The organism is Streptococcus sp. cx1 (genome assembly GCF_052384325.1).
GTDB lineage: Bacteria > Bacillota > Bacilli > Lactobacillales > Streptococcaceae > Streptococcus > Streptococcus salivarius_G.
On record NZ_JBQSUN010000003.1, the window covers coordinates 140,121 to 158,785 of the forward strand.

An 18,665-nucleotide genomic window follows, 5' to 3' on the forward strand; every position below is an offset into this window, starting at 1 on the left:
CAAAATCGTATGTCTAACGCTATTCCTTATATTTTTCTATCATTCTTTATGATACAATAGCATCAATTTATTTCTAGGAGGATAATATATGGCTTCTACTATTGGTATTGTAAGTTTATCTAGTGGGGTTATCGGAGAGGACTTTGTCAAGCACGAAGTGGACTTGGGGGTCCAACGACTCAAAGACCTGGGACTCAATCCTATTTTTTTACCTCATTCACTAAAAGGCTTAGACTTTATCAAAGAACATCCCGAAGCTCGTGCGGAGGATTTGATTCAGTCATTTTCTGATGATAGTATCGATATGATCCTATGCGCCATCGGTGGAAACGATACCTATCGCTTGCTACCTTATCTTTTTGAAAATGACCAACTACAAAAGTTTATCAAACAAAAGATTTTTCTTGGTTTCTCAGATTCAACCATGAACCATCTCATGTTGCATAAACTAGGAATCAAGACTTTTTACGGCCAATCATTTCTAGCAGACATTTGTGAGTTAGACAAAGAAATGTTGCCATATAGCCGCTACTACTTTAAAGAATTGATTGAGACTGGAAAAATCTCAGAAATTCGCCCTAGTAACGTTTGGTATGAGGAACGGACTGATTTTAGTCCCAAAGCCTTGGGAACACCTCGTGTCAGCCATGCAAATACAGGTTTTGACTTGTTACAAGGCAATGCTCAGTTTGAGGGAGAAATCCTCGGTGGTTGTCTTGAGTCTCTCTATGATATTTTTGACAACTCTCTACACGCAGATAGCACAGACCACTGCCAAAAATACAAACTTTTCCCTGACTTATCCGACTGGGAAGGAAAGATTCTATTGCTAGAAACAAGTGAAGAAAAGCCTGAACCTGATGATTTCAAAAAGATGTTGTGGACTTTAAAGGAAACTGGTATATTCGAGATCATCAGTGGACTCTTGGTCGGGAAACCTATGGATGAAACCTTCTATGACGACTATAAGGAGGCTTTAATGGACATCATTGATAGCAATATCCCGATTGTCTATAATCTGAATGTCGGACATGCCACACCAAGAGCGATTGTTCCCTTTGGAGTTCACGCGTATGTAGATGCAACAGAGCAAGTCATTCGCTTTGACTATCACAAAGAAAGCTGAGATGAATTTCTCAGCTCAGATTGAAGTAATCAGATGATTACTTCTCTTTATTTTCTTAAATAGCGAAAAATAGGTATTATGACACTCAAGATAAGAACTATAAAAATGCCCAAAACCATAATTGTAGTATAGGGATTAAAGCAGAGACTTATTAGCAAGGCAAGACTTATTCCAATCATTAGGTATCCCAACTTTCTCACTACTGATTTACTGCTCTGGTTATGATTTTTTGTAGCCAGGCCAATACTTTTAGGAAGATAATTTCCAATCACTAGAAAAATAAGTGCCACTAACCAAATCACAGTCAAGCGAACTTGAACATGGCCTCCTAAGGCAACAGTCAATATAAGACCTTGGATAAGCACAGCAGAAATTGGGAGCAACCATAGCATAAACTCTTTTAAGAATGGGATCGTTATTTGTTTAAAGAATGAAAAACAGAGATTATATATGATTAACGCAAGAAAAGGTAGGGCAACAATTGCTAGATTGCGGTTCATAAAGCCATTGGCTTGCTCTTCGACATTAAAGTGGATAGCAATCTGATTTGGTAGTTGTTTGTAAAAGACTAGTCCGACGATAACCGGTGTAAGTATTACTATATTACCAATGACTCTTTGTATATTATTTTTCATCTTCTTTTCCTCTAAGTGATTGAATCCAAGTTAAAATTTCTTCAAAAACGGTCAAGTTCAAACTATAGTAGATAAAATTCTTCTGTTTTTCTTCTTCAATAAGTCCCGCTTTTCTCAAGGTAGACAAATGATGGGAAACTGTTGCGGGAGCCAAGTCAAACTGCTGGCTGATTTCACCAGCGGACTTTGGTCCAGACTTTAGATAGTCTAAAATTTCTCTCCTCACAGGGGCAGAGATGGCTTTTAAGGTTTCAGATAAGCCCATGAGTTTCCTCCTTTCTCCAAATCCGACGTGTCAGAAGTCCCATACCTAACACATAAATAGCTAAAATAAGTTCGATTAGTAAGAGATTGCTGACTAGCCCTAGTTGATAAGCACCTGCCAAAAAATCAATGGCAGCATGGAGTATAATTGCCCAGAAATAGAATGAAAGTCTATGCTTAGTGACTGCTAGAAAATCCCAAGCTGTAAGCAAGACTTGTAACACCAAGGCAACTAGTCTTTCAAAGAGAGACATAAGCACAGTAAATCCCGTTAATTGGTTGACCTGACTCACAAGAGTTGAAGGTAACTCACTGGCCTGACCGGAATGGATGGCCTGTAAAACAATGATGTTAGTGAGTAAGCCCATCACCCCAAGTAAAATAAATTCACTAAGACCATGTCCAAAACCGTAGGCTACAATATCAGACGTCATCAAACTTCTTTTCTTTGCAAGTACCTTAAAAACCAAATAGCGAGTTGTTTCTTCAACAAGGCCAGCCATAAGCCCTCCATAAATAATGGTGAACCATTTAGAAGAGTGACCAAAGCTTGAAAGAACTAGGGCATTGATAGGTCCTTCAATCATCATGACAGGTAAAGCAAAACCAATCAGACCGACTAAAAAGAGCTTGATTGAAAATTGCCATCTTTTCTTCAGAACGATAAAACTAATGACGGCGATAACCAACATGGTAAGAATTGCCATAAAAAGGAATGTTTCCATTTGATTTATCCTTTCATTGAAACGGAGCATCAATACGACTTGAGTTAGAACACCTATTTCTATACTTTTCGAAATAGATTCTACGCTTTTCTGAAAGCACTGTCAAGGCTATTTCGAAAAAAATCGAAATAGTGATACAAAAAAAGACCGTTTTCACGATCTTTCTTCTTGAGAATTTTCCCTCATTCTCGGCTGTGTATTCTCTGGTCAGTCACATGAGCTACTACTGCTTACCTTCCTGGGACATATTCGCCAGTGTTAGCATCGTAGTAACGGCGTTGGCCGTTGACTGTGACGTAGGCACCTTTAACTTGGCGACCTGATTGGTCAAAGTAAAGGTGTTGGCCATTGATGACTTGTTCGCCTGTTACGGCATAACCATCTGCTCCGAAGTAAGCCCAGACGTTAGGCTCGATTTGGGCAAAGCGATTAGTTACAGGTTGACCGTCGTTTTCGTCATAGTACTTGTAACGGCTGCCGACCTTAACGGCCTTGCCCTTGTATTGGATACCATTTTCGTCAAAGTAGTATTCCTTGCCATTGATCGTCCACTTGCCTTTAAGGGCTTGGCCATCAGTATTGAAGTAAGACCATTGGTTTGGTGCAATCTCAGCAAAGCTGCTTGTGACAAGAGCTCCACTGTGCGCATCATAGTAATAAGTCTTACCATCTTCGACAACAGTTTTCCCCTTAACTTGGATACCATTTTTATCAAAGTACTTAAGGTATCCATGATCAGCACGAACTTGGCCGATAGCCAGTGAACCGTCTTGTTTGAAGTACATCCACTGGTCATCACCAACTTGGAGGTAGCGTCCGCTAGCAAGAATACCTGATTCTGGCTCATAGTAATACTTAATGCCGTTTTCCTCGATAATTTCACCCTTAGCTTGGCTACCATCTTCCTTGAAGTAATAGAGGTGACCATCAATGTATTGACGTCCTGTGACACGGTTACCTTCTTTATCAAAGTAGTTCCATGCCTTAGTTGCTGGGTTGTAGACAAAGATGCTGCGTCCGATTTCACCTGCTGGTGTGATGTAGCGAGCCTTACCATTTTCAAAGATAATAGAATCTGCACGATTGCTGTAGGCCGTACCAACACTACCATCTTGGTTAAAGTAATAAGTCTTACCGTCAATGACACGTGAGCCAGTCACAGTGTTACCATCAGCGTCAAAGTAATAACGTTTACCTGTGCTGCTATCTGTCGCAAAGACGTTACGTCCCATGTCACCCGTTTCAGCAACATAGTAATGCAATTTGCCATCATCTGTACGAACAACGCGATCCTTAGCTTGGATACCAGTTTCACGGTCAAAGTAGAAATGGTGGCCACTCCAATGAAGGTTACCTACTACCATTGTTCCTTGAGTCGTAAAGGCACGAACCTGCTTATGTTTGTCATCAAAATCAACGAAGGCATTCTTAACCATGGCACCGTCTAGACCATAATAGTAGGTATAGCCGTTGCTAGCACGACGAAGGGCGTTACGCAATTGGATACCATTGTCAAAGAAATAGTAATCCTTGTTATTGATGTTTTGGGCACCCTTAGTCATCTTACCGTCACCACCGAAGTAATACCAGTTACCGTTTCCGTCTTGAACAAATTCATTCTTAACGGTTTGGTTATCACGAAGGAAGTAAACATCTTGTCCACGACGTTGGAAGACTTGAGTGCTTGTGATGGCACCTGTATCGCGAAGTGGTGTTGGCAAGAGTTGGCTGTTAGCTGAAGTATTAAAGTACTGGTTAGTCTTGTCATCACGAAGGACATAGTTGATACCTCGTCCAAGGATATTAGTTCCGTTGAAGTACTTAGCAGACCATTTAGTAATCTTTTCATTCGTAGGCAACTGTTTTCCATTTGAGATTTGCACACGGTTGAAAATAGATGGGTACTTAGCTTTAAGCTCATCAAGGAAGGCACCACCGTATTTACCTTGATAGTCTGTACCATCTGTACGAGTATTAGCCACATAGGCTTGGTCAATGATTTGGTAACCTACTTGGTGGTTACCATAACCATTAACACGTGTCGCATTTACCACTTCTTTTCCTGGGAGGTTATAGATTTGGTCTGGCACCCAGTCAGCAATGGCTTGAATACCGTCTTTATGGAGGGCACGAAGGACGTTAAGAAGGTCCTCAAGTGAGCCGTATTTATTATTTTGACTCAAGGCCATATCGTAACGGTCATCAAAGGCATAACCATTATCAATTGTTGAGTCAAGGAAGGTGCCATCCTTACTTGAAACGTACTGTGGTGGAAGTCCGACTGACGTGATCCCCCAAGCTTTGAGCAAGTCAGTGTTCTTAGCCAAGACACGGTTCATGTAAAGTTCAGGTTGATCGTCCGCAAAGGCTTGGAAGTTTGAGAAGGCTTCATACATGACTTGCGAATCAAGGGCTGCTGAAGACTTGTAAACTTGACCGTCGCTATTGGCACGATTACTTGGCTGTGTACGTGCATCTTGATTAGCCTTAGCTCCGTATGGTACCCAGACACCGAGGTAACCTGAGACTTGGACATTTTCTACACCGAAAACATCGTTGGCATTGAAGGTCAAGTTCCCATTCCAGTCAGTACGTTTAAGAAGGTGTTTAGGCACATCAGAATCGTTGAGGTAGGTTGCTATACCATCCTTAGTCGTCAAAAGCAATGGGCGATAAAGCTGATTACGGTGTGCTCTACCCATGTTCATCGTTACAGTTTCATTGCTACCCAAGCGGAAATCATAGTTGTTGGTCATAATGACACCCATACCTTGCGTACGAGTTTCTGAAGTTCCCAAATCTGTTCTGTTATTGGCACCTTTACCATAACGAACAGATGTCAAGAGTCCATCATTTCCGACTTTCTTCACTTCCATATCTTGACCACCAGCTACATACTTGATACGAGCACGCAAGAGGGTGTCAATGGCATCAAAGTAAGGTGTCTTTTTAGCCATGTAGTGACCATCTTCACGGTAGAGGTCTCCGTAATAAACACGTGTTACAGAGTCCTTATTGGTCAACATGAGGGCATAGACAGATGGCAAGTTGTATGATGCATAAGTCTTGTGAGCCTTATCAATATCCTCATTGTAAATCTCGAAGGCTTTCTTGATTTCATCACGGGTGAAATTGTAACCAAACAAATTTGGATTGATACGATCACGGATGATACGTTGAATAATGGTTTGAGCTTCTGTATCATGGGCACGGGTGAAAATATAGTTAGCCATACGCTCACCGTTTTTATCATTGGCACCACGTGGATTCAAACTACTATTGATGAAAGCAGTCATGTCCCCAAGTTGCATACGTGTATTTTTATCACGCATCAAGAGGTTGGTAAGGGCATTACGAAGGGCATTATCAATCGGAAGTTGTGCTCCCTTAGTGTCTTTGTTGTAGTATGGGTCATTGGCAGACCAAGCTTCCAAGTATGACAAGTGCTTAATGGCATTGGCTTCAGACTTGTCAACACCATAGGCTGCTTTGAAGTAATCTGAAGCGATTTGGAGCAGGTCGGCGTCCACATTGTCCAAGGCATCGACACGCAAACCGTCAAAGTTGGCAGTTGGATCATTGGCCATGATGCTTCCAATATTCATCATAAAGTGGAGCCAGTTAAGTTGCTCTGCCTGAACAGCTGGGTTTGAGTTATCAATATCGTTGGCAAGCAAGAACTCAAGACCACCGATAGAATTGTCCTTGAAGTACTTACGTGTACCCGTCTGGTTAGTCGGTGTGCGGTTAAGCAAACGATAGTCAGAGTTGGCGTGACTGGTACGGTTGCCAGTATCACCCTTACTGTTGTTAAAGAGCAACTGTCCACCTTGCAAGTGGTCGTATGAACTATTTTCAGTGCTACTATTCCAACCTGGCTGAGTCTTGATGAACTGGTCGATACTTGTACGCAACCAGTTTGTGTTGCCTTCACGAGCGATACGTTCTTCAATCTTAGTCTGAACCATTTTGGCAGCTTGGTCTAGACTTTCCTGACTAGAGTTTGTTGAAAATGAGCCTGCACCAAGACCTTGATTTTGCATGTAGTTAAGGTAGTTAACCTGAGTTGACTTGTCAGGCCACCAAACCATCAAGAGTGGACGTTTGTCAGCCTCGGTTGAAGCCGTCCAAGTCTTACCATCCTTGAGAATGCTCTTTGGACGGTACCAAGCATCCGCTGTGATGAAGGTGTCAAGTTGGTCCAAAGACTTGTCATCGTTTTTGTAGAGCTGGTTTCCAGATGAAAAATCTACAGTTGCCTTGATAGGTTCTGTTGAAAATTCATCCTGTGACTTAGTTGCAAGAGCCCCTGTTTCAGCATCAAAGTAATAAGACTTACCGTCTTGCTCAAAAACGAAGTTTTTACGCACACTACCGTCACTATTGACATAGTATTGTTTGCCGTTGATCCATTGGATTCCAGTCGTTGTGTTGGTGTTGGCTTCACGAGTTTCTGCCAAGGCACGACGACTACGTGTACGAGCTTCTGTATTTGCCGTATCCGTTGTTGCTGCACGGTCTGTAGTGGCTGTTGTAGTATTGTTGGTTGTATCTGTAGTTGTAGCACTCGTATCAGCTGCAGCTGGTTGCACATTTGTGCTTGGTGCTGCTTGATCTGAGTTGGTATCAACTGTCGCTGCGTTTGTGGTAGGTGTGGCTGCTCTATCTGTCACACTTGTTGTCGTGCTAGTAGCATCTGCGACAGGGATGTTGACGCTAGCAGTATTAGCATCTGCTGTGATAGTTGGTGCTACCGTAGTTGCTGCATCATTAGTTGTGGCAGGCGTTTCTTGAAGTAGTTCCTGACTGCTATCACCCGACTGATTCGCAGGATTTTGCTCATCGGCCTGAACCTGTTGATCCGCCAACAAGGTTCCACCAGCAACAGTAACCATTGAAAGTGCTGTTACCCCAATTGTCACCCAATTCTTCTTCACTTTATGCATTTTAAAGCGTACTTTTTGTTCCATATTATATACCTTTTTCCCTTATATTACTTCTATCATAAGCTATTTGACAAGGGAATACAATTACACAACTATAATGTCAGCTTAATGTATAGCCCCTGGTTTTCTAAGAAATCAGGCTCAAATGAATGGTAGACGAAACGAGGAATTGGTAACTAACGGTATCATTAGGTTATAGCCCCTCCAAGCACTCCTTGCACCCCAACAATCTTAATTTATTTTTAAATAAAAAATAGCATAAAAATCTAGTTATCCGCATAAAAACTGGACTTATCACACTTTATCAAGGTCAAAACCACTCAATTTACTACTAATTTACTACTTATGAATGAGCTTTGATACGACGATTTATCCTTGAAAAGTGAAGATATAAAGATACTTCCAATAAAATTTGAATATTTAATAGGTAGACACTTCAAAAAATGAGGTGTCTATTTTTTTACCCGATTTTGAAAGGAAGTGAACTTATGAAAACAAAAAATCAAGAATCAAAAGGTCGTTCCCCACTCTTTAAGACCATCAAACATTCATTCAGCCAATAAAAAAGAAAGGATAGGTAAAAATATGGAACTTAAATTTGTGATTCCCAACATGGAAAAAACATTCGGCAATTTAGAATTTGCTGGCGAGGATAAAGTCGTTCAGCGAAGAATCAACGGACGGCTAACTGTCTTATCAAGAAGCTATAATCTCTATTCTGATGTTCAAAGAGCAGATGATATTGTGGTGGTGCTTCCTGCTGAAGCTGGCGAAAAACATTTCGGCTTTGAGGAACGTGTGAAGTTAGTCAATCCACGTATTACCGCAGAGGGCTACAAAATCGGCACTCGTGGTTTTACAAATTACCTTTTACATGCTGACGACATGATAAAAGAATAAAGAAAGAGAGGAAAAATGATGAGATTAGCAAATGGCATTGTATTAGATAAAGACACGACTTTTGGAGAATTGAAATTCTCTGCTCTACGTCGTGAAGTGAGAATCCAAAATGAAGACGGGTCGGTTTCAGATGAAATCAAGGAACGTACCTATGACTTAAAATCCAAAGGACAAGGACGCATGATTCAAGTAAGTATTCCTGCCAGCGTGCCTTTGAAAGAGTTTGATTATAACGCACGGGTGGAACTTATCAATCCCATTGCGGACACCGTTGCTACTGCCACCTATCAAGGAGCAGATGTTGACTGGTATATCAAGGCAGACGATATTGTGCTGACAAAGGATTCTAGTTCATTCAAAGCTCAACCACAAGCAAAGAAAGAACCGACACAAGACAAATAGTCGCTAGGTAGAAAGGAGACTTTTTCGCATGAAACAGCGTGGTAAAAGGATTCGCCCATCTGGTAAAGATTTAGTCTTTCATTTTACGATAGCGTCACTCCTGCCTGTTTTCCTGCTGGTTGTCGGACTGTTTCATGTGAAGACAATCCAGCAGATCAACTGGCAGGATTTTAACCTATCACAAGCAGATAAGATTGACATTCCCTATTTAATTATCAGTTTCAGTGTCGCAATTCTTATCTGCTTGCTGGTAGCGTTTGTATTCAAACGGGTTCGCTATGATACGGTTAAACAACTTTACCACCGTCAAAAACTGGCAAAGATGATACTTGAAAACAAGTGGTATGAATCTGAACAGGTCAAAACAGAGGGTTTCTTTAAAGATAGTGCTGGTCGTACAAAGGAAAAGATAACCTACTTCCCTAAAATGTATTATCGACTTAAAAATGGCTTGATACAGATACGGGTGGAAATCACGCTGGGAAAATATCAAGACCAACTCTTACACTTGGAAAAGAAATTAGAGAGTGGCTTGTACTGTGAGCTGACGGATAAAGAGTTAAAGGATTCCTATGTGGAATATACTTTGCTCTATGACACCATAGCCAGTCGTATTTCTATTGATGAAGTAGAAGCTAAAGATGGTAAACTTCGCTTAATGAAAAACGTATGGTGGGAATATGATAAGCTCCCTCATATGTTGATTGCTGGTGGTACAGGTGGCGGTAAAACTTACTTTATACTGACACTGATTGAAGCCTTGCTTCATACAGATTCAAAACTGTATATTCTTGACCCGAAAAATGCTGATCTTGCGGACTTAGGTTCTGTGATGGCAAATGTCTACTATAGAAAAGAAGACTTGCTTTCTTGCATTGAAACATTCTATGAAGAAATGATGAAACGTAGTGAGGAAATGAAGCAGATGAAGAACTATAAGACTGGCAAAAATTATGCTTACTTAGGTCTCCCGGCACACTTCTTAATCTTTGATGAATACGTCGCTTTCATGGAAATGCTGGGAACAAAAGAAAACACCGCAGTTATGAATAAGCTGAAACAGATTGTCATGTTAGGTCGTCAAGCTGGCTTCTTTCTAATACTGGCTTGTCAACGTCCAGACGCAAAATATTTAGGCGACGGAATCCGTGATCAGTTTAATTTCAGAGTGGCTTTAGGTCGTATGTCTGAAATGGGCTATGGCATGATGTTTGGCAGTGACGTACAAAAGGATTTCTTCTTAAAGCGAATCAAAGGTCGTGGCTATGTTGATGTAGGAACAAGTGTCATATCAGAGTTTTATACTCCCCTTGTACCAAAAGGATATGATTTCTTGGAGGAAATTAAAAAGTTATCCAACAGCAGACAGTCCACGCAGGCGACGTGCGAAGCGGAAGTCGCAGGTGTGGACTGATCTTGCTGGCTGGTGTGGCAATAGCCACGCCAGCACTTAACCCCCCGTTTCTAATTCCGAGAATACATTTGAAATAAAAAAGAATGCTGACAAATCAACATTCTTTTTATGTTCACTTTGATAAACATTATAAAATTTGTCTGTTTAGCTACCAAAAAGCTACCAATAAATTTGTAATTAGTTTTAATAAGTTTAATTGTGATATATCTTATTACCAAGTTTCTGATAAATTAAATAAGGAATTGGCATTGAAAGAATAACTTCTATAACTATTAGTAACGTTATAGCGACTATAGAAGCCACTCTCCCCTTTCAAATATCTTTAAGCATAACCTTTTACCAATTAAAATTTCTAAGATTATCTTGAACTGTTTGGATGGAATCATCGCTAATTTGATTTCTTTTTTGTGTTTCACTATCTAATGATTTTAGATATGCAATATAAATATCAACTAAACGATTATATTCATATGTACTAAGTCTTTTCATTTGTCCATGGATAAAGTCAGTAGCTAGGTCAAATTTTTCATCAATAATAAGTTGGTTGAGATAATCATTTCCATTTATTGTTCGCCCCTCTTCATCCTCTACAACACCTAAATCAATTAAAATGGTCTCTAGTTTAAAAACCTTTCCAATCATATTAGCTGTACCTCTTATTTGACTCAATAACCAATCATTATTAAATACCATATGTTATTCCTCCTAAATCTTATTTCTCTTTAAATTATACTATTGATAACCTTTATATTAGCAATTGCCATAATGGTGCTTCCCTATAAAATTCTATTTTATTTATTATAACATATATACCCATGCTACATAAAGCTATAACAGAAACATATTACAATCTTGTAATTACTGTAAGTTCCTCGCACTATATTAATCTTTCTTGTTAGCAAGAAAATTTTCTAAAAAAGTAATAATTTCTTGTTTGTCTTCTTCAGTTAGTTCATACTTTTTCAATAAACTAACAATTTCTTCTAGCCCGTCATCGCGTCCTTTTAAAATCTCAAAAGACGTACCAAAGATTTCAGCTAATTTTTCTACTGTTTCATCTTTCGGATTTCTCCCTCCGTTTTCCCACCTAGCATATTGTGCTTGAGCTACACCCAATTTTTTAGCAACTTCTAATTGAGTAAGTCCTGCTTCTAGTCGGGCTTTTTTTATATTGTCTTTTAACAATTTATAATCCCTTTCGTTTTTCTATTGACTTATAACCAAAATGGTTGTACTATGCTTATATAACCAAAATGGTTATATAAAACAAAGCATCCAAAATAAGTGATACTAGTTAGCTTTATGAGTATGCAAAAACACCCCAGAAAGCTCTGCAAAGCGTTCTGAGGCTTTCGTTTAAAACCAACGCAATTATACCAAAATGGTAATAAAAAGTCCATAAGAAGCTAAATATGGTTGGATTGAGGATATTATGACATCTACACAATAAAAGACAACAACATTAGCAATACTCATTCTTTCTATTCGCCTAGTTTAGAAATGTCTATTTTAGTAAATGATGAGGTATTTAATGACATTAGAGATGAGGAAATTGAGCTTCGAGTACTTGAACTGCTCTCGGCTTTTCTAGACAAGTACTTTAGCTAATTTTTTAACCAATTAAATTGAAGGTTGGGAGGCAAGTGCAAGGGCGCAAGCCGAAGGCAAAGCGCCCGAAGCACGAAGTACTTTCAACCTTCAATTTAAAAGCTGGCGTTTCTAACAGCCAGCAAACCGATACACTTAAGACAACGTCCTAAGTAACGAGTCATTGGCAAAAATCAATAGTAGCAACGAATTACGCATATTTTAAGCATAGAAAGGAGGCGTTACAGTTGAAAAATACCATTCAATCTCTACGAGAATATCAAAGTCAAGTAGATTTATCAAAACTAGAAAAATCTATTTATATCAGCATTGACCGATTAACAGTAATCTTTGATAGTGAGAACCAATCACTTAGACGAATATTTCGTGAATTACGAAAATCACTCGATAATATAATTCAAGAATTTAGTATTCAAGAAAATCCAAAAGAAGACTATTTTACTCTTTATAAAACGATAAACGAAGATAGTATAAATCTAGTTTTCTTTCAACTATCGGATTATGGTGGTTATCAAGTCATACGCCTAGACTTCAACCCAAACTCACTAAAAGAATTTGAGGGGTTACAAGTGTGGAGGCAGATTATGAATTATGCTCGATTAAATCGATTAGAAATTAGACTGTCACGATTAGATCTTGCTTTTGATATCTTTAATAGGCCAGAAATAGTTTTTTTACAACATATCAAAGGAGGGGTTAGTCATAAAATATTCTACGGTAGAGGGGGAAATATAGAAAGTAAATACTGGGGTGCAAGTGGTAGCAACGTTCAAGTACGTTTGTATGATAAGAATATAGAGGTATTAAGTCATAAAAGAGCTGATAAATTAAATATAGAGAGTAAGCCTTTTTGGTGGCGATTAGAGTTCCAACTTCGGACAAAGGCTATAAATGAAGAAACCATTTCAGAGATTTCTAAACGATTGGAGAATTTTAGCTTTTTTAGTCTTTCAAGTGTTCCAGATGATAGCAAAGCATTTGCTTATATCTTTCTCCATGAACCTGCACTCTTACCCGAATTATTCCCCTATCTGAAACCTAACACTATAAGAGTTAAAAAGACTAGACTTAGAAAACATTTAAAAGCATTTGATAGTAGCTCATTTTCTTTAGAGCTACAAGATGCACTTAAAGAACAAACCCAACGATTAAATAATGAACTAAAGCAATTAATAGGAGAATTCCTAGAACTTACTAGTAAAGGAGAAATTGACTTATGAACGATAAACTAACTATGACAGTACAAGAAATTATGGACTTAGGTTTTTCAAAATGGACTGCTTATAATATTTTACGACAAGCAAAACATATTATGGTTGAGCGTGGTTTCGATTTCTATAACAATAAAGGACTTGGAACTGTTCCAGTATCAGTTGTAGCAGAAATACTTGGATTGGAGGAACTTCATGTCAAAAACTAGATACACTGGTGTTACTAAAGATGATAAAACTGGGAAATATACTTATTATTTTAAAGCTGGGGTTGACCTAGCCACTGGTAAACCTTATCAAGAACGTAGACGTGGTTTTCAAACCGCAAAAGAAGCCTTTGAAGCACGTACAAGAGCCTTAAATAAGATACAACAAAAAGGAGGAATTAAGCATACTCAATGGACTTTTAAGCAGTTTATGGAAGAAGTTTTTATGCCAAATTATTACGCTACAACAAGTCCGGATCTCGAACACAGACGTCAAGTTATATTCGATGAATTTATTCAATACTTTGGTAAGAAAAAACCTAGAGAAATTACTACTTATGATGTGATTAATTATAGAAACGGTTTATTAGAGAGATATTCAAATTCATATGCAAGAAACAAGATGACTTTGCTTAATCAAGTTTTGAAAACTGCAAAAAAATATGGGTTGATTTTTCATGAAATCCCCACAAGTAATATCAGTCCAATTCCAATCATAAAAAAACATATAGATTTTTGGACAAAAGACGAGTTCCAAAAAGTAATACAATCACTTGATAAAAATAGTTATTTTGAGCACTTTGTTTATACACTTTTTTGGCTTTATTATTTTACAGGAATGCGTGTAAATGAGGCGACTGCTCTTTATTGGGAAGATGTAGATTTTGAAAAGAAAACTCTAGCAATCAATCATAACTTACAGTACATCAACCGTAATAATTGGGTTCGGCGTAACAAACTAAAAACTGAAAGCTCCAGACGAACCATTGGCCTTGATGATAATACTCTAAACGTACTTAAAGAATGGAAAGAACGACAAGCAAAAGTTGACAAGATACCGTTCATTCTATCACTTGATGGAAACCCATATCGTAAACGTAGTATTAGAGACCAGATTCTAAAATATTCTAAACGTGCAGGAGTAAAATACATTCAACCAAAAGGTTTAAGACACTCCCATGCGTCATTACTTATTAATGAATATAATGTAAATGCTCTATATATTCAAAGACGATTAGGTCATTCTGATGTCAAAACTACACTTAGCATTTATAGTCATTTATACCCCAACGCTGATTCCGAATTAACAGATAAACTCAATCTCATATCAAGTGATTTTATCGACTAAATCTCTTTGGCTACCAAAAAAGAAAACACACCTCAAAAGCCTCATTTTAAAGGGCTTTTTTCATATTTTCCCACTATGACTAAATTCCGAGAATCAATCTGAAATGAAAAAGAATGCTGATAATTCAACATTCTTTTTAAGTATTATTTGCAAAAAACAAGATATTTTGTCTGTAAACCTAATACTAAAAATATAATAGCAGCTAAATAAAAAAATTGTTTTCCCATCTCTACCATCTAACTACAAATTAAATAATTTATAACTAGTATTCTTTTTTCTCCATAATCATAACGGACAATTTTACTGCAACCCCTATGATTAATATGCTTACAACTAAAATTCCTAAGCAAATCATTGATATAGAATTCTTACTAAAAATCTCCATTAGTTCTGCAAGAAAATTTGACTTTTCTTTTAACAGTGTTGATAAAGCAAATATTAAGAAATAAGTGATTACCATAATGAGTCTACCCTTTTCAGCACCATATTTAAGAATAAATGGTAATTGAATGGCAGGCATAAGTATACTAGCAGCTAATGTAATTAAAGCAATAAACACTATATTATCCAATGACATTTGATTTTTTATCATCAACAGTACAAAAATGCAGATTGAACCGACCAAACCAAAGGCAAATGCAAAGAAAAGCTTGCTCAACACATAACTGCTCTTTTTTATTGGCATAGAAAATGCAAACTGTTCGAAATTTGATTTTGTATCATAACCAAAGGCGATTGCAGTAAGTATAAGCGGAATCATTGCACATATTAACGGAACCATAAACAATTCATTTTCATAAATTCCATATACAGCCAGTGCAATACTGATAGTAACCGTTAATAATAATGTCTTTTTTAAAGTAGCTATATCTTTCAAAATTAATGCTGTCATTATTGTCTCACTCCTTTCACAAAGTAAATCATAATATCCTCAATTGACGGTTTTTGTAACTTGATACCATCAGGTACAAGACTCTTTTTAACAAGTAACTCTTGCCCAAAAGAATGTATTCTTCTTCCTACAATGGCTTCTTCATCAATGTTATTTACTTCTTCATTGGATAAAGTACATATACCGTAGTTTTCTTTTAAATCATCTTTTGTTTCCATAAATAAGATTTTTCCATTGTGAATAAAAGCAATGTAATCTGCCACTTTTTCTAAGTCAGATAAAATATGGGAAGAAATAAGAATTGTATGATTTTCATCTTGCATAAAATCTAATAACAAATCCAAGATTTCCTCTCTTACAATTGGATCAAGCCCACTTGTTGCTTCATCTAAAATCAAAAGTTCAGCATTGTGAGATAAAGCAACAGCCATTGAAAGTTTCATTTTCATACCACGAGAATAATTTTTAATCGTCTTTTTATGTGGTAAATTGAATTTTTCAACTAATCCATAAAACTGCTTTTTATCCCATTTTGAATAAACTCTATAACAAAACTTTTCAACATCGATTAATGTCATTTCTTCCGGCACTAACAAATCATCAAATACCACTCCAAGTTTATCTTTCAGTTCAACACTATTAGGATTTTCCTCATCTAAAAGTCTTATATCGCCAGAGTCTTTTCTTAAAAGCCCAAGTAACAATTTTATAGTTGTACTTTTACCAGAACCATTCTGTCCGATATATCCAACTATTGTTCCTTTCGGAATAGTAAGATTTACCGGTCCTAGTTTAAAACTGTCAAATGTTTTTACTAAATCTTTAATTTCAATAGCATATTTACTCATATTCACCCTCCACATAACTCTTTAACATTTCTATCAATTCATCACTGGATACATCTGCAATTTCTGAAAGTTCAACTACTTCTTGAAGCTTCGATTCAATTTTCTTTAAGTATTCTTCTCGAATTAGTTCTTTATTTTGTGCTGCAACAAAATTACCTTTTCCTTGTACCGAATTTATAAACCCGTCTAACTCTAATTCATCAAAAGCTCTTTTTGCAGTTAACATACTTACTCTTAATTCTTTCGCTAAGAATCTTATCGAAGGTAGTTGTTCTCCCACGTTCAAATCTCCAGAAATGATTTGTGCTTTAATTTGATTTTTTATTTGCAGATATATTGGATCATCACTGGAATTATTTATCTGTATATTCATCCTCAACCCCTACTGTTATTTGTGCTCTTACTGTTATTATTATAGCATAACAGTTAAAACATTTCAACATCTAAAAAAAGCAGACAAAATTTTCTTTGCCCGCTTCTTCTCATTACTATCTAAATTGTCATTTATACCCAAACTCTGATTCCGAATTAACAGATAAACTCAATCTCATATCAAGTGATTTTATCGACTAAATCTCTTTGGCTACCAAATTAGCTACCAAAAAAAGAAAACACACCTCAAAAGCCTCATTTTAAAGGGCTTTTTTTCATATTTTCCCACTATATCTAACAGGGGGGTACAAATCGACAGGAAACAGTCAAAAAAACATTAGAAAATCCTTTGGTTACAAGGGATTTACAAAATTTCAGCGTATGTCAAATGGGCTTTAAAAGTTGACATACGCCTTTTTGATTGGAGGGATTTTTACTGAATGAACAAACTTGGTTACAGCATTTAAAAGAAAAACGCTTGGCTTATGGACTATCTCAAAACCGTTTAGCTGTTGCGACTGGTATTACAAGGCAGTATCTAAGCGATATTGAAACAGGAAAAGTCAAGCCATCAGAGGATTTACAGCAGTCCCTTTGGGAAGCTCTGGAACGCTTCAATCCCGACGCTCCCCTTGAAATGCTGTTTGATTATGTAAGAATTCGCTTTCCGACAACAGACGTACAGCAGGTGGTCGAAAACATCTTACAACTGAAACTGTCCTATTTTCTTCATGAGGACTATGGTTTCTATTCTTATTCAGAGCATTATGCTTTAGGCGACATATTCGTCCTTTGCTCCCATGAACTGGACAAAGGAGTTCTGGTGGAATTGAAAGGTCGTGGGTGCAGACAATTTGAAAGCTATCTTCTGGCACAACAAAGAAGCTGGTATGAGTTCTTTATGGACGTTTTGGTGGCTGGCGGTGTGATGAAACGCCTTGACCTTGCCATTAACGATAAGACAGGGATTTTAAATATCCCTGTACTCACTGAAAAGTGCCAACAGGAAGAATGTATCTCCGTCTTCCGCAGTTTTAAAAGCTATCGCAGTGGCGAACTGGTACGCAAAGAGGAAAAGGAATGTATGGGAAACACCCTCTATATCGGTTCATTACAAAGTGAAGTTTATTTCTGTATCTATGAAAAGGACTACGAGCAGTACAAGAAAAATGATATTCCCATTGAAGACGCAGAAGTAAAAAACCGTTTTGAGATTCGATTGAAAAATGAGCGTGCCTATTATGCAGTCCGTGATTTACTCGTCTATGACAATCCAGAGCATACCGCCTTTAAAATTATCAATCGGTATATCCGTTTTGTAGATAAAGACGATTCCAAACCTCGTTCTGATTGGAAACTGAATGAAGAATGGGCTTGGTTTATTGGGAACAATCGTGAACGATTAAAACTAACCACAAAACCAGAGCCTTACTCCTTCCAAAGTACGCTGAACTGGCTATCTCATCAAGTTGCCCCGACCTTAAAGGTTGCGATTAAACTTGATGAAATCAACCAGACGCAGGTTGTAAAAGACATTCTCGACCATGCGAAACTGACAGACCGACACAAGCAGATTTTGAAGCAACAGTCAGTAAAAGAACAGGACGTGATAACAACAAAAAAATAACTCAAATACAAATTCATTGAATATAGAGAGGAGAACATTTTTATGAATTTTGGACAAAACCTTTATAACTGGTTTCTATCAAACGCTCAATCACTGGTGCTTTTAGCAATCGTTGTGATTGGCTTGTATCTTGGCTTCAAGCGTGAGTTTAGCAAACTGATTGGCTTTTTAATTATTGCGATTATTGCGGTTGGCTTAGTCTTCAACGCTGCTGGAGTAAAAGACATTTTACTAGAGCTATTCAATCGCATTATTGGTGCTTAAATAAAACCGTTCTTTTGTGGAATATAAGTGGTTTTCTTATGTTCCGCAAAGGAATGGTACACCAAACGAAGTGCGGTAGGGATTTTTGAATCTCTA

Annotated in this window: 18 protein-coding genes; 9 read left to right on the plus strand and 9 right to left on the minus strand. The window is 37.6% G+C overall.

What is annotated here, in order from left to right:
* Positions 1-88: 88 nt before the first annotated feature.
* Positions 89-1,126 (plus strand): S66 family peptidase, encoded by a 1,038-nt coding sequence (locus tag ACT170_RS05805; RefSeq protein ID WP_444818073.1) that lies wholly within the window; start codon positions 89-91, stop codon positions 1,124-1,126.
* Between the two features lie 47 nt (positions 1,127-1,173).
* Here the strand turns inward: ACT170_RS05805 and ACT170_RS05810 are convergent, their stop codons facing one another.
* From ACT170_RS05810 to ACT170_RS05825, 4 genes are all read right to left on the minus strand, one after another.
* On the minus strand, positions 1,174-1,761 hold the full coding sequence (locus ACT170_RS05810; RefSeq protein WP_270281529.1) for a DUF1648 domain-containing protein: 588 nt from the start codon (positions 1,759-1,761) through the stop codon (positions 1,174-1,176).
* Entirely contained in the window at positions 1,751-2,026 is a 276-nt protein-coding gene (locus ACT170_RS05815) for an autorepressor SdpR family transcription factor (protein WP_444818072.1), read from the minus strand. The genes ACT170_RS05810 and ACT170_RS05815 overlap by 11 nt, the downstream gene beginning before the upstream one ends.
* Positions 2,013-2,750 (minus strand): YhfC family glutamic-type intramembrane protease, encoded by a 738-nt coding sequence (locus ACT170_RS05820; protein ID WP_444818071.1) that lies wholly within the window; start codon positions 2,748-2,750, stop codon positions 2,013-2,015. Before ACT170_RS05820 ends, ACT170_RS05815 begins: the two co-directional genes overlap by 14 nt.
* Positions 2,751-2,980: 230 nt before the next feature.
* The gene (locus tag ACT170_RS05825) at positions 2,981-7,720 is read right to left on the minus strand and encodes a glycoside hydrolase family 70 protein (RefSeq protein ID WP_444818070.1); all 4,740 of its coding nucleotides are present in this window, start codon (positions 7,718-7,720) and stop codon (positions 2,981-2,983) included.
* A 561-nt stretch (positions 7,721-8,281) separates the two neighbouring features.
* Here ACT170_RS05825 and ACT170_RS05830 point away from each other — a divergent pair.
* Genes ACT170_RS05830 through ACT170_RS05840 form a run of 3 tightly spaced genes read left to right on the plus strand, consistent with a single transcriptional unit; the run spans position 8,282 to position 10,412 of the window.
* Positions 8,282-8,596 carry a YdcP family protein gene (locus ACT170_RS05830; RefSeq protein WP_000420682.1) on the plus strand — a complete coding sequence of 105 codons (315 nt, stop codon included), beginning with the start codon at positions 8,282-8,284 and terminating at the stop codon, positions 8,594-8,596.
* A gap of 15 nt (positions 8,597-8,611) precedes the next feature.
* Positions 8,612-8,998, plus strand: a complete 387-nt coding sequence (locus tag ACT170_RS05835) for a YdcP family protein (RefSeq protein ID WP_000985015.1) — start codon at positions 8,612-8,614, stop codon at positions 8,996-8,998.
* Between the two features lie 28 nt (positions 8,999-9,026).
* A complete protein-coding gene (locus tag ACT170_RS05840; RefSeq protein ID WP_000813488.1) occupies positions 9,027-10,412 on the plus strand; it encodes an FtsK/SpoIIIE domain-containing protein in 1,386 nt (461 codons plus the stop codon).
* A 336-nt stretch (positions 10,413-10,748) separates the two neighbouring features.
* On the opposite strand, the gene ACT170_RS05845 is transcribed toward ACT170_RS05840, so the two are convergent.
* A complete protein-coding gene (locus ACT170_RS05845; RefSeq protein ID WP_444818069.1) occupies positions 10,749-11,105 on the minus strand; it encodes a hypothetical protein in 357 nt (118 codons plus the stop codon).
* Between the two features lie 189 nt (positions 11,106-11,294).
* Positions 11,295-11,597, minus strand: a complete 303-nt coding sequence (locus ACT170_RS05850) for a helix-turn-helix transcriptional regulator (protein WP_444818068.1) — start codon at positions 11,595-11,597, stop codon at positions 11,295-11,297.
* Between the two features lie 650 nt (positions 11,598-12,247).
* Between ACT170_RS05850 and ACT170_RS05855 the strand changes: the two genes are divergently transcribed.
* The 3 genes from ACT170_RS05855 to ACT170_RS05865 are packed head-to-tail and all read left to right on the plus strand — an operon-like array spanning position 12,248 to position 14,566.
* A complete protein-coding gene (locus tag ACT170_RS05855) occupies positions 12,248-13,240 on the plus strand; it encodes a replication initiation protein (protein WP_444818067.1) in 993 nt (330 codons plus the stop codon).
* Positions 13,237-13,440 (plus strand): DUF3173 family protein, encoded by a 204-nt coding sequence (locus ACT170_RS05860; protein ID WP_000998327.1) that lies wholly within the window; start codon positions 13,237-13,239, stop codon positions 13,438-13,440. The genes ACT170_RS05855 and ACT170_RS05860 overlap by 4 nt, the downstream gene beginning before the upstream one ends.
* Positions 13,427-14,566 (plus strand): tyrosine-type recombinase/integrase, encoded by a 1,140-nt coding sequence (locus ACT170_RS05865; RefSeq protein WP_444818066.1) that lies wholly within the window; start codon positions 13,427-13,429, stop codon positions 14,564-14,566. Before ACT170_RS05860 ends, ACT170_RS05865 begins: the two co-directional genes overlap by 14 nt.
* Before the next feature lie 262 nt (positions 14,567-14,828).
* Here ACT170_RS05865 and ACT170_RS05870 read toward each other — a convergent pair whose 3' ends face one another.
* The 3 genes from ACT170_RS05870 to ACT170_RS05880 are packed head-to-tail and all read right to left on the minus strand — an operon-like array spanning position 14,829 to position 16,679.
* Positions 14,829-15,458 carry an ABC-2 transporter permease gene (locus ACT170_RS05870; protein WP_070655019.1) on the minus strand — a complete coding sequence of 210 codons (630 nt, stop codon included), beginning with the start codon at positions 15,456-15,458 and terminating at the stop codon, positions 14,829-14,831.
* Entirely contained in the window at positions 15,458-16,306 is an 849-nt protein-coding gene (locus tag ACT170_RS05875; RefSeq protein WP_070655022.1) for an ABC transporter ATP-binding protein, read from the minus strand. Before ACT170_RS05875 ends, ACT170_RS05870 begins: the two co-directional genes overlap by 1 nt.
* Positions 16,299-16,679, minus strand: a complete 381-nt coding sequence (locus ACT170_RS05880; RefSeq protein WP_070655024.1) for a GntR family transcriptional regulator — start codon at positions 16,677-16,679, stop codon at positions 16,299-16,301. The genes ACT170_RS05875 and ACT170_RS05880 overlap by 8 nt, the downstream gene beginning before the upstream one ends.
* Positions 16,680-17,099: 420 nt before the next feature.
* Between ACT170_RS05880 and mobT the strand changes: the two genes are divergently transcribed.
* Entirely contained in the window at positions 17,100-18,305 is a 1,206-nt protein-coding gene (gene mobT / locus ACT170_RS05885) for a MobT family relaxase (RefSeq protein ID WP_375343167.1), read from the plus strand.
* 42 nt (positions 18,306-18,347) lie between these two features.
* Positions 18,348-18,569, plus strand: coding sequence for a hypothetical protein (locus tag ACT170_RS05890; protein WP_001009056.1), 222 nt, complete (start codon positions 18,348-18,350; stop codon positions 18,567-18,569).
* The last annotated feature ends 96 nt before the right edge of the window (positions 18,570-18,665 follow it).

Coding starts and splice junctions, on each gene's coding strand:
- ACT170_RS05890 (WP_001009056.1), top strand. CDS start 18,348: ATGAATTTTGGACAAAACCTTTATAACTGGTTTCTATCAAACGCTCAA.
- ACT170_RS05835 (WP_000985015.1), top strand. CDS start 8,612: ATGATGAGATTAGCAAATGGCATTGTATTAGATAAAGACACGACTTTT.
- ACT170_RS05840 (WP_000813488.1), top strand. CDS start 9,027: ATGAAACAGCGTGGTAAAAGGATTCGCCCATCTGGTAAAGATTTAGTC.
- ACT170_RS05830 (WP_000420682.1), top strand. CDS start 8,282: ATGGAACTTAAATTTGTGATTCCCAACATGGAAAAAACATTCGGCAAT.
- ACT170_RS05880 (WP_070655024.1), bottom strand. CDS start 16,679: ATGAATATACAGATAAATAATTCCAGTGATGATCCAATATATCTGCAA.
- ACT170_RS05870 (WP_070655019.1), bottom strand. CDS start 15,458: ATGACAGCATTAATTTTGAAAGATATAGCTACTTTAAAAAAGACATTA.
- ACT170_RS05860 (WP_000998327.1), top strand. CDS start 13,237: ATGAACGATAAACTAACTATGACAGTACAAGAAATTATGGACTTAGGT.
- ACT170_RS05820 (WP_444818071.1), bottom strand. CDS start 2,750: ATGGAAACATTCCTTTTTATGGCAATTCTTACCATGTTGGTTATCGCC.
- ACT170_RS05845 (WP_444818069.1), bottom strand. CDS start 11,105: ATGGTATTTAATAATGATTGGTTATTGAGTCAAATAAGAGGTACAGCT.
- ACT170_RS05875 (WP_070655022.1), bottom strand. CDS start 16,306: ATGAGTAAATATGCTATTGAAATTAAAGATTTAGTAAAAACATTTGAC.
- ACT170_RS05825 (WP_444818070.1), bottom strand. CDS start 7,720: ATGGAACAAAAAGTACGCTTTAAAATGCATAAAGTGAAGAAGAATTGG.
- ACT170_RS05805 (WP_444818073.1), top strand. CDS start 89: ATGGCTTCTACTATTGGTATTGTAAGTTTATCTAGTGGGGTTATCGGA.
- ACT170_RS05815 (WP_444818072.1), bottom strand. CDS start 2,026: ATGGGCTTATCTGAAACCTTAAAAGCCATCTCTGCCCCTGTGAGGAGA.
- ACT170_RS05810 (WP_270281529.1), bottom strand. CDS start 1,761: ATGAAAAATAATATACAAAGAGTCATTGGTAATATAGTAATACTTACA.
- ACT170_RS05865 (WP_444818066.1), top strand. CDS start 13,427: ATGTCAAAAACTAGATACACTGGTGTTACTAAAGATGATAAAACTGGG.